Source organism: Aestuariivirga litoralis, from assembly GCF_015714715.1.
Lineage (GTDB): Bacteria > Pseudomonadota > Alphaproteobacteria > Rhizobiales > Aestuariivirgaceae > Aestuariivirga > Aestuariivirga litoralis_A.
Map to the genome: position 1 here is coordinate 1,452,555 of NZ_WAHS01000001.1, position 14,419 is coordinate 1,466,973.

The 14,419-nt window shown below is 58.2% G+C and carries 15 protein-coding genes; 4 read left to right on the top strand and 11 right to left on the bottom strand.

Going from position 1 to position 14,419, the window contains the following annotated elements; genetic code table 11:
- Position 1 precedes the first annotated feature (1 nt).
- The 3 genes from F8B91_RS07485 to F8B91_RS07495 form a co-directional block, all read right to left on the bottom strand.
- The gene (locus F8B91_RS07485) at positions 2-427 is read right to left on the bottom strand and encodes an MAPEG family protein (RefSeq protein ID WP_196503089.1); all 426 of its coding nucleotides are present in this window, start codon (positions 425-427) and stop codon (positions 2-4) included.
- Positions 424-1,893, bottom strand: coding sequence for an IMP dehydrogenase (gene guaB, locus F8B91_RS07490; RefSeq protein ID WP_196503090.1), 1,470 nt, complete (start codon positions 1,891-1,893; stop codon positions 424-426). Before guaB ends, F8B91_RS07485 begins: the two co-directional genes overlap by 4 nt.
- A gap of 78 nt (positions 1,894-1,971) precedes the next feature.
- On the bottom strand, positions 1,972-2,325 hold the full coding sequence (locus F8B91_RS07495; RefSeq protein ID WP_196503926.1) for a DUF1304 domain-containing protein: 354 nt from the start codon (positions 2,323-2,325) through the stop codon (positions 1,972-1,974).
- Positions 2,326-2,381: 56 nt separating this feature from the next.
- Here F8B91_RS07495 and F8B91_RS07500 point away from each other — a divergent pair, with 56 nt between their 5' ends.
- Genes F8B91_RS07500 through F8B91_RS07510 form a run of 3 tightly spaced genes read left to right on the top strand, consistent with a single transcriptional unit; the run spans position 2,382 to position 4,039 of the window.
- Complete coding sequence (locus tag F8B91_RS07500) at positions 2,382-3,386, top strand: cation diffusion facilitator family transporter (protein WP_196503091.1); 1,005 nt, start codon at positions 2,382-2,384, stop codon at positions 3,384-3,386.
- Positions 3,387-3,398: 12 nt separating this feature from the next.
- On the top strand, positions 3,399-3,674 hold the full coding sequence (locus F8B91_RS07505; protein WP_196503092.1) for an HlyU family transcriptional regulator: 276 nt from the start codon (positions 3,399-3,401) through the stop codon (positions 3,672-3,674).
- Positions 3,671-4,039 carry a hypothetical protein gene (locus tag F8B91_RS07510; protein WP_196503093.1) on the top strand — a complete coding sequence of 123 codons (369 nt, stop codon included), beginning with the start codon at positions 3,671-3,673 and terminating at the stop codon, positions 4,037-4,039. Before F8B91_RS07505 ends, F8B91_RS07510 begins: the two co-directional genes overlap by 4 nt.
- 2 nt (positions 4,040-4,041) lie before the next feature.
- Here F8B91_RS07510 and F8B91_RS07515 read toward each other — a convergent pair whose 3' ends face one another.
- Complete coding sequence (locus F8B91_RS07515) at positions 4,042-4,665, bottom strand: TIGR02466 family protein (RefSeq protein ID WP_196503094.1); 624 nt, start codon at positions 4,663-4,665, stop codon at positions 4,042-4,044.
- Between the two features lie 49 nt (positions 4,666-4,714).
- Here F8B91_RS07515 and F8B91_RS07520 point away from each other — a divergent pair, with 49 nt between their 5' ends.
- Positions 4,715-5,368, top strand: a complete 654-nt coding sequence (locus tag F8B91_RS07520) for a carbonic anhydrase (RefSeq protein WP_196503095.1) — start codon at positions 4,715-4,717, stop codon at positions 5,366-5,368.
- A gap of 71 nt (positions 5,369-5,439) precedes the next feature.
- Here F8B91_RS07520 and F8B91_RS07525 read toward each other — a convergent pair whose 3' ends face one another.
- The 7 genes from F8B91_RS07525 to F8B91_RS07555 form a co-directional block, all read right to left on the bottom strand.
- The gene (locus tag F8B91_RS07525; RefSeq protein ID WP_196503096.1) at positions 5,440-6,612 is read right to left on the bottom strand and encodes a Gfo/Idh/MocA family protein; all 1,173 of its coding nucleotides are present in this window, start codon (positions 6,610-6,612) and stop codon (positions 5,440-5,442) included.
- 9 nt (positions 6,613-6,621) lie between these two features.
- Positions 6,622-7,383, bottom strand: a complete 762-nt coding sequence (locus F8B91_RS07530) for a sugar phosphate isomerase/epimerase family protein (protein WP_196503097.1) — start codon at positions 7,381-7,383, stop codon at positions 6,622-6,624.
- Between the two features lie 12 nt (positions 7,384-7,395).
- Positions 7,396-9,777 (bottom strand): beta-mannosidase, encoded by a 2,382-nt coding sequence (locus tag F8B91_RS07535; RefSeq protein ID WP_196503098.1) that lies wholly within the window; start codon positions 9,775-9,777, stop codon positions 7,396-7,398.
- An 11-nt stretch (positions 9,778-9,788) separates the two neighbouring features.
- Entirely contained in the window at positions 9,789-10,907 is a 1,119-nt protein-coding gene (locus F8B91_RS07540; RefSeq protein ID WP_246714989.1) for an ABC transporter ATP-binding protein, read from the bottom strand.
- Entirely contained in the window at positions 10,908-11,804 is an 897-nt protein-coding gene (locus F8B91_RS07545) for a carbohydrate ABC transporter permease (protein WP_196503099.1), read from the bottom strand.
- Entirely contained in the window at positions 11,801-12,709 is a 909-nt protein-coding gene (locus F8B91_RS07550; RefSeq protein ID WP_348641788.1) for a carbohydrate ABC transporter permease, read from the bottom strand. Before F8B91_RS07550 ends, F8B91_RS07545 begins: the two co-directional genes overlap by 4 nt.
- 458 nt (positions 12,710-13,167) lie before the next feature.
- On the bottom strand, positions 13,168-14,415 hold the full coding sequence (locus F8B91_RS07555) for an ABC transporter substrate-binding protein (protein WP_196503100.1): 1,248 nt from the start codon (positions 14,413-14,415) through the stop codon (positions 13,168-13,170).
- Positions 14,416-14,419 lie beyond the last annotated feature (4 nt).

The following is a 14,419-nucleotide window of genomic DNA, read 5'->3' on the forward strand; positions in this document are numbered from 1 at the left end:
ATCAGCCCAGCCAGAACAGGCGCACGGCAAACCACACCCACATGGCCAGCAGGGCGGCAAAGCCACCCAGATAGGCAAACATGCGGCGCGGGATGTTGTTGGAACCGGTGTGGATCAACGCATGGATGACGCGGGCCACGAGAAAGGCCCAAGCCAGAACAACCAGTGCCGTATCAAGCCTGGCCGTGGCAACGACGAGGCCGGACAACGCGTACCACATCATCGGCATATCGAACTGGTTATCGAAATTGTTACCGAGTTTGCGGATCTGCGGCGGCCAGCCGCTGGGATCCAGCGCGATGTTCTTTAGCCGCGTTTCGCGCGACTGCACGGAATTTACCCGCGCGGTAATGGTGCGGAAGCCGACATAGACGACCAGCAGCACATGCAGAAAGATTGGCAGCAGGAACGCCTGCAGCTGCGTCATGAACTGCTCCGCTGGTAATTCGGTGCTTCACGCGTAATCATCACGTCGTGGGCGTGGCTTTCACGCAGGCCCGCGCCGGTGATGCGCACGAATTGCGCCTTGCTTTGCAGCTCTGCGATGCTGCCCGCACCAACGTAACCCATCGCTGCACGCAGGCCGCCCACCATCTGGTGCAGCACAGAACCAACAGCGCCCTTATGCGGCACCTGGCCTTCAATGCCTTCCGGCACCAGCTTCAAGCTGTTGCCGACATCCTGCTGGAAATAGCGGTCGGCCGAGCCGCGCGCCATGGCGCCCACCGAGCCCATGCCGCGATAGGACTTATATGAACGGCCATTGTACAGATAGACTTCGCCCGGCGCTTCGTCGGTGCCGGCGAACATCGAGCCCATCATCACCACCGATGCGCCACCGGCCAAGGCCTTCGCCATGTCGCCCGACAGCTTGATGCCGCCATCGGCAATCACCGGAACGCCCTGCTTGTTGCCTTCCTCCGCGCATTCTTGAATGGCGGAGAATTGCGGCACGCCCACACCGGCCACCACGCGTGTGGTGCAAATCGAGCCCGGGCCGATGCCAATCTTCACGGCGTCAGCGCCTGCATCGATCAAGGCTTTCACCGCTTCATCAGTGGCCACATTGCCGGCGATCAATTGCACGCGGTTGGAAAGTTTCTTGATGCGGGTGACCTGGTTGGCCACATGGATGGAATGGCCATGGGCGGTATCGACCACCAACACGTCCACCCCGGCATCCAGCAGCGCTTCGGCGCGCGCAAAGCCGGCATCGCCCACGCCGGTTGCGGCGGCGACGAGCAAGCGGCCCTTGTCATCCTTGGCAGCCAACGGATGGTCGGCGGCCTTTTCCATGTCGTTGACGGTGATGAGGCCCAAGCACTTGAAATCATCATCCACCACGATCAGCTTTTCGATGCGGTGTTTGTGCAGCAGGCTTTGCGCCTCGGTGCGGTCCACGCCTTCGCGCACAGTGACGAGGTTTCGCGTCATCAGCTCAGCGACTTTGGCGTTCGGATCAGTGGCAAAGCGCACATCGCGGTTGGTGATGATGCCGCACAGTTTGCCGAATTGATCGACTACTGGAATGCCCGACACTTTGTGGCGCTGCTTCAGCTGCATCAGGTCGCCCAGCGTGGCCTCAGGCGAAATGGTGATCGGGTTCACCACCATGCCGCTTTCAAAGCGCTTCACGCGGGCCACATGCTCGGCCTGTTCGGCGGGGGTGAGGTTCTTGTGGATGACGCCGATGCCGCCGGCCTGCGCCATGGCAATGGCCATCGGGGCTTCGGTCACCGTGTCCATGGCCGCCGACATGACGGGGATGGACAGGTTAAGTGCGCGGGTGAGGCGGGTGGCGGTGGAGACTTCGTTGGGCAAAACCGACGAGGCGCCGGGCTTCATCAGCACGTCATCAAAAGTCAAATATTCGGGAAGGATGATGCCAGCCATGGAAGCCTCTTGAAACGACGAGTTCAGGTTGACGGCTGTCCCTAACACCTGTGTGGCGGCGCAGCAAGTGCGGAATGTTCAGACGCGGGCCAGCACTGCAGCCAGCGCAAGAGCCCCCGGAAGCGCCTGAAAGAACAGGATTTTGCGGCTCGCCGTGACGGCGCCGTAGAGGCCGGCCACGATCACGCAGGCCAGCGAGAAGATCAGCGCGGGCCGGCCTGCCTCGCCCCAATAGAGACTCAAGGCCACAGCTGCAGCCAGGAAACCATTGTAGAGGCCCTGGTTGGCGGCCAGAACTTTCGACGCCTTGGCAAAGTCTGCCGTTGTGCCAAAAGCCGCGCGGGTGCGCGGATGCTCCCAGCGGAACATTTCCAGCACCAGGAAGTAAAGATGCAGGGCGGCGATGAGGAGGCAGAGGATGAGCGCGATCATGGCAGCATTTGATGACATGTTGCAGCCGCCGTCAATGGCATGCGATAGTTGCTCATATGAATGACAAGCCGAAATTTGAATTGGTGAATCCCAAGCCACAAAAGCATGAGCATGGCTTTCACGATCATGAGCAACTGCATGATCACGGGCATGATCATGACCATGGCGCGCTGGGCCATAGCCATGCGCCGGATACGTTTGGCTGGGTGTTTGCGATCGGCATCGGGCTGAACACTGCCTTTGTACTCGGCGAAGGATTGGTCGGCGTGCTGGTCAATTCCACCGCCTTGCTGGCCGATGCCGGGCACAACATGTTTGACGTACTTGGCCTGTTCGCCGCCTGGTTCGCCACGCTCCTGGCCAAGCGTGCGCCGACTGCACGCTACACATTCGGCATGAAGGGCTCGACCATCCTGGCAGCACTTTTCAACGGCGTGTTCCTGCTGGTCGCTGTAGGTGCGATTGCGTGGGAGGCGGTCATCCGCCTGATGAACCCGGTGGAGGTGCCGGGTGCCTGGGTGATGATCACGGCGGGCATCGGCATTCTGATCAATGGCGGCACCGCGCTGCTGTTCATGCGCGGCAGCAAGAATGATATCAATATCCGTGGTGCCTATCTGCACATGGCCGCTGATGCTGGCGTGTCTGCCGGCGTGGTGATCTCCGGCCTTCTCATGATCCAGTTCGGCTGGCGCTGGCTTGATCCGGTGACCAGCCTGTTCATCGTCGCCGTGATCATCTGGAGTTCATGGAACCTGCTGCGCGAGGCGTTGGCGCTTTCGATGAGTGCGGTGCCCTCCTCCGTTGATGCGGCTTCGGTGCGGAAATTCCTGACGCAGCAGAAAGGCGTTTCCAATGTGCATGACCTGCACATCTGGGCGACCAGCACCACCGACGTTGCGCTTACCGCGCATTTGATGATGCCGGCCGGCCATCCTGGCGACAAATTTCTAGCGATGATCTGCGATGAGCTGGCGCATCACTACAATATCGGCCATGCCACTTTGCAGATTGAAACCGGGCCGGAAGCCTGTGCTTCGCATTGTGACGCGGCTGCTTAAAGGAAGGACAATATGGGCATTTTTGGAAAACTTTTCGGATCATCGTCGGCTTCAACCAAAACTGAAGCAGCTGCAGCCAAAACCATGGAATATAAGGGTTTTGTGATCGAGGCCGCACCCTATAAAAACGGCGGCCAATGGCAGCTTGCGGGCAGTGTGAGCAAGGATGGCAAGGTGCACAAATTCGTGCGTGCCGACCAATTCACCAGCCAGACGGAAGCCGTGGACCTCGCGCTGGACAAAGGCCAGCTCATCGTTGATCAACTCGGCGAAAGCATGTTCCATTGAGCCGCAAACACGCGGCGAAGACAGTTCTCGTCCAGCGCCTGGGCCGCAATTTCGGCTGGGCCATGGTGATGATTGTAATCGCCATGATCGTCGGCATGGTGGGCTATATTTATTATGGCGACGACGTGACGGTCGCTGGATCCTTCGCCGATGCCGCGATGATCCTTTCCGGTCAGGGACCATTGGACCAGATGAAGACTCCAGCAGGCCAAATCTTCGAAGGCATTTATGCTCTGGTCTGCGGCTTTCTGTTCTTTGCCATCGCCGGCTATGCGCTGTCACCCGCGCTGCATCATGTGCTGCGCAGCTTCCATCTCGAAGACGAAGACCGCGAAGCCGCGATCGACGCCGCCAAGAAAAAGTAAGGTCAGTCCTTTGGCCCGATCACGTAGTTGAAGCTGATCGAAATGCGCAGGCCCTCGGCGCGGTTCACCGGCACTTCGTGGCGCAGCCAGCTTTCCCACAGCAGCAGCGCGCCGGGCTTGGGCGTTTCGCTGATATGCGACTTGAGCTCGCGCGGCGCATTCTGCTTGCGCGGCGGTGCTGCCATCATCAACGCGTGGCGCGGGTCTTCGTAGACAATCGGGCCAGCGCCCGGCGGTACGGCCACATAGAATGTGCCGCTGATCACTGAATTGGTGTGGATGTGGGAGGAATGCGCGCCGCCCTCCTGCAGCACATTCACCCAGAGTGAGTCACAGATCGGCTTTCCACCCCTGATATCCCAATGCAGTGCCTTGATGAATTTCGACACATGCAGGTCCAGCCGCTTTTCCAGCGCCTTGAAGGCTGCGATGCTGCCCGGCAGATCACTCAAAGATGCATAGGAGGTATAGCCCGAATAGCCATGCTTCTCACACCATTTGATGCCCGCTTCATCCTCATGAGCCAGCATCAGCGAGGCTTCTTCGAGATCGGTGATCAAGCGGGCGGGTGCGGCCTCATCGGCGCGATAGATCAGGGTTGGAAAAAAAGAATGGATTTTGCTCATCCCCCGCCATATCCCTTCTGGCAGTTTGTGACAATAAGTCGAGGTTCGAATGGCGCTACCCGATCATCTCCTGGCTGGCTATGGCCGCTTCCGCACGGGGCGCTATGCCCAGGATGAAGATACGTACCGCACGCTGGGCGGCGGCACACAACAGCCGAAGCTGATGATTATTGCCTGCTGCGACAGCCGCGCAGCACCTGAGACCATTTTCGATGCCGGGCCGGGCGAGATTTTCGTGATGCGCAATGTGGCCAATCTGGTGCCGCCCTACGCACCGGACGGCAAGCACCATGCCACTTCGGCGGCGCTGGAATTCGCGGTGTTGTCACTGGGCGTCAAAGACGTTGTGGTCATGGGCCATGGCCGCTGCGGCGGCATCCGCGCGGTGGTGCAAGCTGGCGATCCGCTGTCATCCTCCGATTTTATCGGCAAGTGGATGGGCGATCTGCGCGATGTGGCAGAAGCGGTGAAGCAGGATCTCGCTAGGGATTTGGGGCACGATCACACGCATGATGTGCAGACCGCAGTGGAACACGCGGCCGTGGAGCATTCACTGGCCAATCTGCGCACCTTCCCGTGGCTGCGCATGCGCGAGAACCGGCAGGAAATCGGCCTGCATGGCGCTTGGTTCGATATTTCGCTGGGCGAGCTGCATGCCTATGACGAGACGGCACGCAGCTGGGATTTGGTTTCCGGCGCGTAGAAATAACCTTTAGCCAGCGGTGGGGACACCCATCCCTGCCCCTCCCCGCAAGCGGGGAGGGAGAATGTTGGTTACTTCATCAGTGCCGCAGCCTGGGCCGGGCCCAGCGGTTCGGGCCGCTTGCAGGTGCTCTTGAGCTTGATGATCTTTTTCTTCTCGCCAGCTTCCATCATCGCGGTGAGGACTTCGATCACGTGAGCGACCATGGAAATATCACAGCGCGCCAGCTTCTTCTTGTTGATGATAGCATCGGCCATGTCGGCCACGCCGGCGCAACGATAGTTGGCCCAGATCACGTCGGTCTGGCTGTTCTTGTGGCCCCAGTTCAGCTTGCCGAAGGGATGATCCCAAGGCTTCAGTGTTTCCGGTTTCTGGTCTTCGCCTGTCACGATCACATCGCCGGCAAAGAAGTTCGGGTCCGGCACATACATGGCACCGGTTTGGCCATAGAGCTCCATGTTCTGGTGCTTGTGGCCCCACACGTCCCAGGACAGCGACACGGTGATCGCCGCACCATTCTCGAATTCGAGGATGGCGTGATAAGTGGTCGGCACCTTGACCTTCAGCTTCTCGCCATTGCGCGGATTATCCGGCTGGCTGTTGATCACGCGTTCCTTGCGGCCGGTATTGGCCAGCGCCATGACGCGCTTCACTGGGCCCACCAGGTTGATCAGGTTGGAGACGTAATAAGGGCCCATGTCGAGCACCGGGCCACCGCCAGGATTGAAGAAGAAATCCGGGTTGGGGTGCCACATTTCCATGCCGGGGCCCATGAAGTGGCAGGTGCCGGAAACGACTTTGCCGATCTTGCCATCATCAATGGCCTTGCGGGCCAGCTGATGCGAGGAACCGAGGAAGGTGTCGGGAGCCGAGCCCACGCGCAGCTTCTTCTTGGCCGCAAGCTTCTGCAAAGCCAGCGCGTCCTTGTAGGAAAGCGTGAGCGGCTTTTCGGAATAGACATGCTTGCCGGCATCAAGGATCTGCTTTGAAACTTGATAGTGAACCGCCGGAACCGTGAGGTTCACGACGATGTCGATATCCGGATTTTTCAGCAGGTCCTTCACCGACTGGGCCTTCACGCCGAATTCCTTGGCACGGGATTCAGCGGCAGCCATGTTCATATCGGCCACGGCCTTCACTTCGATATTGTTGAATTTCTGGGCGAGCGTGAGATAGGCCCAGGAAATGTTGCCCGCGCCGATGATGCCGACGCCGAGGACTTTCTTAGCTGGTGATTTTGCCATGGGAATACCTCAGATCTTCGACAGGAATTTATAGGAATTGGCGGCGAAGGACTTGTAGTCCTTCGGGTCATCATGTTCGACGATGTAGTTCACGCAGCGGGTATTATCGCGCACCGCTTTAAACACATCGTTCCATTTGATCGTGCCCTTGCCCACATCAGACTGGCCATGCTGATCGAGGTTCTGGCCCTTGGGTGCATTGTCCTTGATGTGGATGGCGCTGATGCGGTTGCCGTAAGCCTTGATCCATTTCACCGGGTTCTGGCCAGCGAACGCCACCCAGGCGATATCGCATTCCCAATCCAGCATTGGGCCGCCTTCGAATATGCGTTCATGCGGCATAGAGCCATCGGGCAGTTTCTTGAATTCGAAATCATGATTGTGCCAGCCGAAGCCATAGCCCGCATCATTCATCGCTTTGCCCACTTCGCCGAGGAGCTTGCCCCAGGCCTTCCAACCCGCACCAGACTTGGGACGGTTCTCTGGCAGGATGTATGGGCAATAGATGTAACGCAGGCCCAGAGTTTTGGCGATATGCAGCACCTTCTTCTTGTCCTTGTCGAACTGGTCGATGGGGAAGAAATGGCCGGTGGGCATGGCCAGATTGTATTTGTCGAGAAGGGCGCGGAATTTTTCCGGCTCGGCGTAGAGACCGCCAAAGCCTTCAACCTCGGTGTAGCCGCTAGCGGCGAGATGGGCGACGATCGGCTCCCAGCCATCAGCCGCGAAATTGCGGGCGGAGTAGAGCTGGAATGAAATACGCTTTGGCATGATGAACCTCTGTTAGTGCGATGATGCGTGGAGATTGCGGATGACAAGATTTTTGCGGGCGGCAGCAAGTTCCGCCGGATTGTCGGGGGTGAAAATGATCTCGGCCTTTTCGCCGGGCAGAAGATCGATCACATTGTCCGTGTACTGTCCATCGACACCCGTTTCGGCCATGACGAAGAGCGCAGCCTTTTTGGCAGCGAGCGCGATCACCAGCTTGCCGTTCTTGACGGTGGCGCTGTGGGCGAGTTCCGGGTTGATGATGTTCAGGGCCTTGTAAGGCTCATGGGCGAAATGCACTCTGCCCTTTGAGCCATCTGCGGCTTCGTAATCGAGAATGAGAATGTGGCCTGCAGGCAGTTCACTTTTTTTGAGCGTGATGGCATCGACGGCCTTGTCGGCGGGAACCGAGACTTTCACGCCCTTCAACTTCTTCGCAGCACCCGCCGGATCGAGCGTGGTGAGCGTGAGGGTAAGCGACTGCTTGTCGAGACGGTCATTCACGGCGCGCACGATGATGCCGCCGGATTTCTTGTCTGGCACAGCCATGACGCTGACCGGCGCATAGAAGCGGCGGGCCATGTAGTGCATGGCCTTCCAGCCGCCGCCATGATCGAGAGACGACCAGGAGGCCACGGGCCAGGTGTCGTTAAGCTGCCAGTACAACGTTCCAAGGCAATGCGGCTTGAGCGAGCGCCAATATTCAATCGCCGTCTTGATGGCCAGGCCCTGCTGGATCTGGCTGACATAAACGAAATTTCCGAAATCCTTGGGAAAACGGAAATAGCGGAACATGGTGCCCGCGATGCGCTCATTGCCGCCCTTGTTTTTCTGGTGGCTTTCCATCACCTGGCTGGCGATGTTGAAGTCTTCTTGGCTGGTGGCGAATTGCTTGATGATATGTAGCGACGGATAAGACTGGAAACCGAATTCGGAACAGAAGCGCGGGGTCACATCGCGGTAGTGCTCAAAGTCCTTGCTTTCGTGCCAGACTGACCAGAAATGCATATCGCCAGAACGGTCATCATGCCAGGCATCGCCGAATGACAAGAGGCCGGGCGATGGCGACGATGGCCACCAGTTGATCGATGGGTCGGCCGCTTTGGCGGCCTTTTCAATCGTGTGATTGAGGCGGTCATAGGCGGCCAGATAGCGGTCGCGGTTGGCTTTTGCTTCCGGAAACCAGCCTAACGCGCCGAGCAATTCATTGTCGCCGCACCACACGGCGATGCAGGCGTGATGCTGCAGGCGGTCTACCTGATAGATGACTTCCTGTTCGACTTCGGCGAGGAACTCATTGGTTGCGGGATAGAGATTGCAGGAGAACTGAAAGTCCTGCCAGACCATCAGGCCCAGTTCATCGCAGAGATCGTAGAACCAGTCTTGCTCATAATAGCCGCCGCCCCAGACGCGGATCATGTTCATGTTGGAATCGACAGCCGCCTGCAGCAGCTTGCGCGTGAGTTCCGGCGTAGCGCGGCTGGGTAGCGCATCGGCAGGAATCCAGTTGGCGCCTTTGCAGAAGATTTCCTTGCCGTTCACGCGGAAGCCAAAGCGCGCACCGACCTTGTCTTTCTGGTTGATCAGATCAATCTGGCGCAGGCCGATGCGCAGCGTTTCGATTTCGCCGCCATGGTCGATCTGCATGTCATAAAGATTCTGTTCGCCGGAACCGGCGGGCCACCAAAGCTTGGGCTTTGTGATTTTGAAAACAGCGTGGCCATCTGTTGTGGCCAGCGTTTGCCCGGCGAAGGTGATGACGGCATCGCCGCCGACTTCCACTTCAACCGACACACTGCCGCTCTTGCTGAAGGTCTGCGTCACGCGCGTTGCTGTCGAGAAGCCCGGCACCAGCCGCATGCGGCCATAGGCACCAAAGGGCATGATGGCGAGGTTCCAATCCCAGCCATAATGGCAGGACGGTTTGCGCAGCATGTTGCCGTTCGGGATCGGTGAGTTCCAGTGAATGAAGGGCACGAAGTAAGGCTGCGCGTCCTGGCGCTTGTTGCCTTCGGTGATGTTGGATTGGAAGCAGATTTCGATGGTGTTGCGCCCGCGCTTCAGCGCCTTGGTGGCATCGACCTGATAGCGTTGGAAGCAATTGTCGGCTTTGAGCACCGACTTGTTGTTGATTTTGATCTCAGCCACCGTGTCGATATAATCGACATCCAGCACCCACTTGCCCTCGCCCGCCCATTCAAATTCGCGGCTGGCGATCCAGTCCTGCTCGGCCACCCAGCGCACGTCATATTCATTGCGGCCTTGATAGGGATCAGGGATCACGCCTGCGGCGATCAAAGATGAATGCACATCGCCGGGCACAGCATAAGCAGCCTTGTGCTTGCCATCGGCCGAGCGAATGGCCCACGCGCCGTGAAGGTTGATCTCTGCCGTCATATTATATGCCTTTACAGACGGTCGCCGCTCTTGACGTCAAACAGCGAAGATTGCTCCACCCGGAATTTCAGGCCGACTTTTTCGCCGGGCTTGTAATGTTGGCTGGATTCAACGCGGGCGGAAAGTTTCTGCGCGCCGAGTTCGAGCCAGACCAAGCTGTCGGAACCCATCGGCTCCACCAGTTCAACCGTGGCGGGGAAAGCGTCCTTACCCTTGGGGGCGCCGCGGATGATGTCGATATGTTCAGGCCGTGCGCCGAATTCCACATCTGACCCGGCCGGTGCTGCTGCGGCGAATTCGTAGTCACCCAAGCCCAGCTTGTTGCCTTCGAGCTCCAGCACCGGTGCCTTGGCGGTGCCGGCTACTTTGGCTTTCAGGAAATTCATCGATGGCGAGCCGATGAAGCCTGCCACATAGCGGTTCACTGGGCGGCTATAGATCCGCAGTGGCGTATCCAGCTGCTGAATGCTGCCGGATTTCATTACCGCAATGCGATCGGCCAGCGTCATCGCTTCGATCTGGTCATGGGTCACATAGATCATGGTGTTGCCCAGGCGCTGATGCAGGCGTTTGATTTCAACGCGCAGTTCGGCACGCAGCTTGGCGTCCAAGTTGGAGAGAGGCTCGTCGAACAGGAACACGTCCACGTCACGCACCAAGGCGCGGCCAATGGCGACGCGCTGGCGCTGGCCGCCGGAGAGCTGCATGGGCTTCCTGGCCAACAGTGGCTCGATCTGCAGAATTTCAGAGGCGCGCTTCACACGCTTTTCGATTTCATCCTTGGCCATGCCGGCCACGCGCAGACCGAAGGAGAGATTCCGCTCCACCGTCATTTGCGGATAAAGCGCATAAGACTGGAACACCATGCCGATGCCGCGTTGCGACGGCTCTTCCCAGGTGACGTTCTTGCCTTTGATGAAGATGCGGCCCTGTGTCGGCTCCAGCAACCCGGCAATGCAATTGAGCAAGGTGGATTTGCCGCAGCCCGAAGGACCGAGCAGCACCAGGAATTCGCCTTCCGGAATATCGAGGCTCAACTCCTTCAACACTTGCAGCGAGCCGTAGCTCTGCGCCAGGCTCTGGATCGAGACGCTGTTGGTCTTGGTGGTCTGTTGCGTGGCCGCCATCATTTATCCCTTCACTGCGCCAGCGGCGATGCCGCGCACAAAATACCGCCCTGAGAGGAAATAGATCAGCAGCGGCACTGCGCCCGTCAGCATGGTTGCTGCCATTTCCACATTGTATTCCTTCACGCCCATGGTCGAGGTGAAGATGTTGTTGAGCTTCACCGTCATCGGATAATTCTGCAGGCCAGCGAAGACCACGCCAAACAGAAAGTCATTCCAAATGCCAGTGACCTGCAAGATGACGGCGACCGTGAGCATCGGCACCGACATGGGCAGGAAGACCTGGAACAGAATGCGCCAGAACCCTGCCCCATCCACGCGCGCCGCCTTGAACAGTTCAACCGGCAGTGATGCGAAATAATTGCGGAACAGCAGTGTCAAGATCGGCAGGCCGAAGACCGTATGCACGAAGATGACAGCGTAGAGCGTTGAGTAGATCCCCATGTTTTTGGTGAGCAGCACCATGGGGAACAGCATTACCTGATAGGGCACGAATGAGCCGATGATCAGGATGGTGAAGAAGCCTTCCGAGAAACGGAATGGCCAATTGTTCAGCGCATAGCCGGTGGTGATGGCCACCGCGATCGAAACGATGACCGACGGCACTGTGATGATCACCGAGTTCATGAAATTCGGATGGATGCCCTTGCATTCAAGGCCGGTGCAGATTTCAAACCAGGCGCGGTACCACGGCGCGAACGTCGGATGCAGCGAGGGCACGAAGAGATTGCCCTGGGCAATTTCCTCAAGGTTCTTCGTCGAGGTGATCAGAACAATGTAGAGCGGCAAAAGGAAGTAGAGCGATGTAAGGATCAGGAAAGCGTAGACGACGAAACGCTCCCACTCGAACCAGCCATGCGGGCGTGGGCCTTGTGGCTCAATGTGCTGTGCCGTGCTCATCGTGTCTGCTTGCCTTTCACAAATTCCACATAGATCCAGGGAATGAGAATGACGGCCGAGGCCAGCAGCATCATGGTTGACGCGGCAAGGCCGCGGGCAAGGCCGCCCTGGAACAGATATTGATAGACATATTGGGCAGGCACCTTGGAAGAGGTGCCGGGGCCGCCGTCGGTCAGGGCCACAACAATGTCATAAACGCGCACGCAGCCCGACGCGACGATCACGAATGTTGTGATCATTACCGGGCGCATCATCGGCAGGACGATCTGCAAATAGGTGCGCCATTTCGGGATGCCATCCACACGCGCGGCCTTCCACACTTCTTCGTCCACGCCACGTAGGCCGGCGAGCATCAGGGCCATGACAAGACCCGTGCCCTGCCAGATACCAGCGATGACCACAGCGTAAATCGAGCGGTTCGGATCGGTGATCCAATCGAAGGTGAATGAGGTCCAGCCCATATTTCGCACGGATTTTTCCAGGCCGTATTCCGGGCTCATGATCCAGGCCCAAACGTGGCCGGTGACGATGAAAGACAGTGCGAAAGGATATAAATAGATGGTGCGGAACACACCTTCGGCGCGCACTTTTTGATCCATGAAGACGGCGATCAGGAAGCCGAGGATGAATTCAATTGTGGTGACCAGCACAAGATAGATCACGGCGTTGATGCAGGCTGTCCACCAGACGGAGTCCGCGAAGAGTTTTACACGGTAATTGTAGAGACCGACGAAATTGCGGAAAATCGGGAAAGACTGCGCGTCAGAGAATGAGAAAGCGATGGTCCAGAGCGAGCAGCCAATGAAGGCGAACATTGCGATGAACATCATCGGCACGGAAGCCAGCTTGGAACTGAAATTGCGATACGGAGCGTTCCACACGCCAGCCGCTAGAATAAAGCAGATCAGAAAAACGCTACCCCACTTCCAGATAAGGTCAACTGCATCGGCACTCATCCAGGCACCGCCTGTGTACCAAGATACAAAGCCAGCAATCACGCCGATGAGGAAAAGCCCGATGAGGCCGAGACGCTGCCGTTGGCCACCAAAAGGAATATCAGTCACGTAACTGACAAGCACCATCCCCAGCGAGAGCAGCACAGGCTGCAACGTACCGATTGCGGCGAACGGCCAGTCGAAGAGCAAAGCGAGCGCGCCCAATAGGGCAATGATCGCGGCTATGCCAGCGCGTACAGGAACGCTGAAGGCCGGCACGTGTGGCGGGCGCATCGCCTGGCCGGGTGCGGAAAGATCAAGGCTTGTCATTCAAGGTCTCGCATCAGATGGAAATTCACGCCGCCTCATCATGAAGGCAGCGTGAATGATAAAAGCCCCGGCATTTGACGGCCGGGGCTTCACGCATATTACATCTTCGGTGCGTTCTTGATGATCTCGGCGAACTTGGCCTGAACATCTTCCGGCTTCATTTCCGGCTTCGAGAAGAAGTCGGTCAGCAAGTCGCCGATCGCAGTGATCGATTCACCATCGAGCATCTGGCGGTTGGACGGCACGGGGTTCGGATTGTGATCGAGGATTTCGAGACCCTTCTTCATGCAATCATTGGCAGCCGCGAGATCCACGTCAGGACGGATCGGCAACGAGCCCTTCTTCAGGTTGAACGCAACCTGGGTCGTTGGGTTGACCAGCGTCGAGGCCATCTTGAGCTGTGCCTTTTCCAGATCAGCGTTCTTCGACTTCGGGAAGTAGAACACGTCACCACCGGTATCGAGAGCCGGAGCCAGGCCGAGGCCGGGCAGGCAATCGTAATCCTTGCCGGGTGTCATCTTGGCCACTTGGAATTCACCGCCGGCCCAGTCGCCCATGATATTGGCGGCAGCCTTGCCCTGGATCACGAGGGCTGCGGCTTCGTTCCACTGCTTGGTGATCGCCTTGGAGTCGACGATGGCGCGGACTTCACCGATCTTCTTGAACACGTCGGTGTAAACCGGGCCAGAAGCCAAAGCCACATCACGGTCCTTCATAACCTTGACGTAGTTGTCAGTGCCGGCAAAAGCGATAATCAGGTCGTTGACCAGCAGCGTGACAGCCCAGCCCTGAGCAAGCGCTAGCGGCTGAATGCCCTTTTCCTTGAGCTTGGGTGCTGCGGCCAGAAGGTCATTGATGTTCTTCGGCGGTTCGAGTCCCAGGTCAGTGAAGACCTTGCGGTTGGTCCACATCCACTGGGCGGAGTGCAGGTTCACCGGCACGCAATAGACTTTGCCATCGATGGTGCACGAAGCCAGCTGGCTCTTCGGACGCAGGATCTCAGCCCACTTTTCCTTGGCGGCCAAATCAGTCAGGTCAAGGAACAGGCCAGCACGGGCCATTTCATCGGCGTCATGGCCGGGGTTGAACTGCGTGGCACCCATCGGGTTGCCACCCAGAATACGCGACATCATGATGGGGCGGGCCACGTCGCCCGAACCGGAGATGGCACCGTCCACCCAATGATCACCCGAGGCATCAACGGCCTTGGCGAATTCGGCAACGGCGGCAGCTTCACCACCAGACGTCCACCAGTGGGTCACTTCAATGTCAGTCGCCTTGGCTGAGCCCATGGCAAACAGCGAAGCCGAGAGCGCCAAAGCGGCAGCAAATTTCTTCAATCCCATGACA

Coding starts and splice junctions, on each gene's coding strand:
- F8B91_RS07545 (WP_196503099.1), bottom strand. CDS start 11,804: ATGAGCACGGCACAGCACATTGAGCCACAAGGCCCACGCCCGCATGGC.
- F8B91_RS07540 (WP_246714989.1), bottom strand. CDS start 10,907: ATGATGGCGGCCACGCAACAGACCACCAAGACCAACAGCGTCTCGATC.
- F8B91_RS07520 (WP_196503095.1), top strand. CDS start 4,715: ATGGCGCTACCCGATCATCTCCTGGCTGGCTATGGCCGCTTCCGCACG.
- F8B91_RS07515 (WP_196503094.1), bottom strand. CDS start 4,665: ATGAGCAAAATCCATTCTTTTTTTCCAACCCTGATCTATCGCGCCGAT.
- F8B91_RS07555 (WP_196503100.1), bottom strand. CDS start 14,415: ATGGGATTGAAGAAATTTGCTGCCGCTTTGGCGCTCTCGGCTTCGCTG.
- F8B91_RS07495 (WP_196503926.1), bottom strand. CDS start 2,325: ATGATCGCGCTCATCCTCTGCCTCCTCATCGCCGCCCTGCATCTTTAC.
- F8B91_RS07525 (WP_196503096.1), bottom strand. CDS start 6,612: ATGGCAAAATCACCAGCTAAGAAAGTCCTCGGCGTCGGCATCATCGGC.
- F8B91_RS07500 (WP_196503091.1), top strand. CDS start 2,382: ATGAATGACAAGCCGAAATTTGAATTGGTGAATCCCAAGCCACAAAAG.
- F8B91_RS07485 (WP_196503089.1), bottom strand. CDS start 427: ATGACGCAGCTGCAGGCGTTCCTGCTGCCAATCTTTCTGCATGTGCTG.
- guaB (WP_196503090.1), bottom strand. CDS start 1,893: ATGGCTGGCATCATCCTTCCCGAATATTTGACTTTTGATGACGTGCTG.
- F8B91_RS07535 (WP_196503098.1), bottom strand. CDS start 9,777: ATGACGGCAGAGATCAACCTTCACGGCGCGTGGGCCATTCGCTCGGCC.
- F8B91_RS07530 (WP_196503097.1), bottom strand. CDS start 7,383: ATGCCAAAGCGTATTTCATTCCAGCTCTACTCCGCCCGCAATTTCGCG.
- F8B91_RS07505 (WP_196503092.1), top strand. CDS start 3,399: ATGGGCATTTTTGGAAAACTTTTCGGATCATCGTCGGCTTCAACCAAA.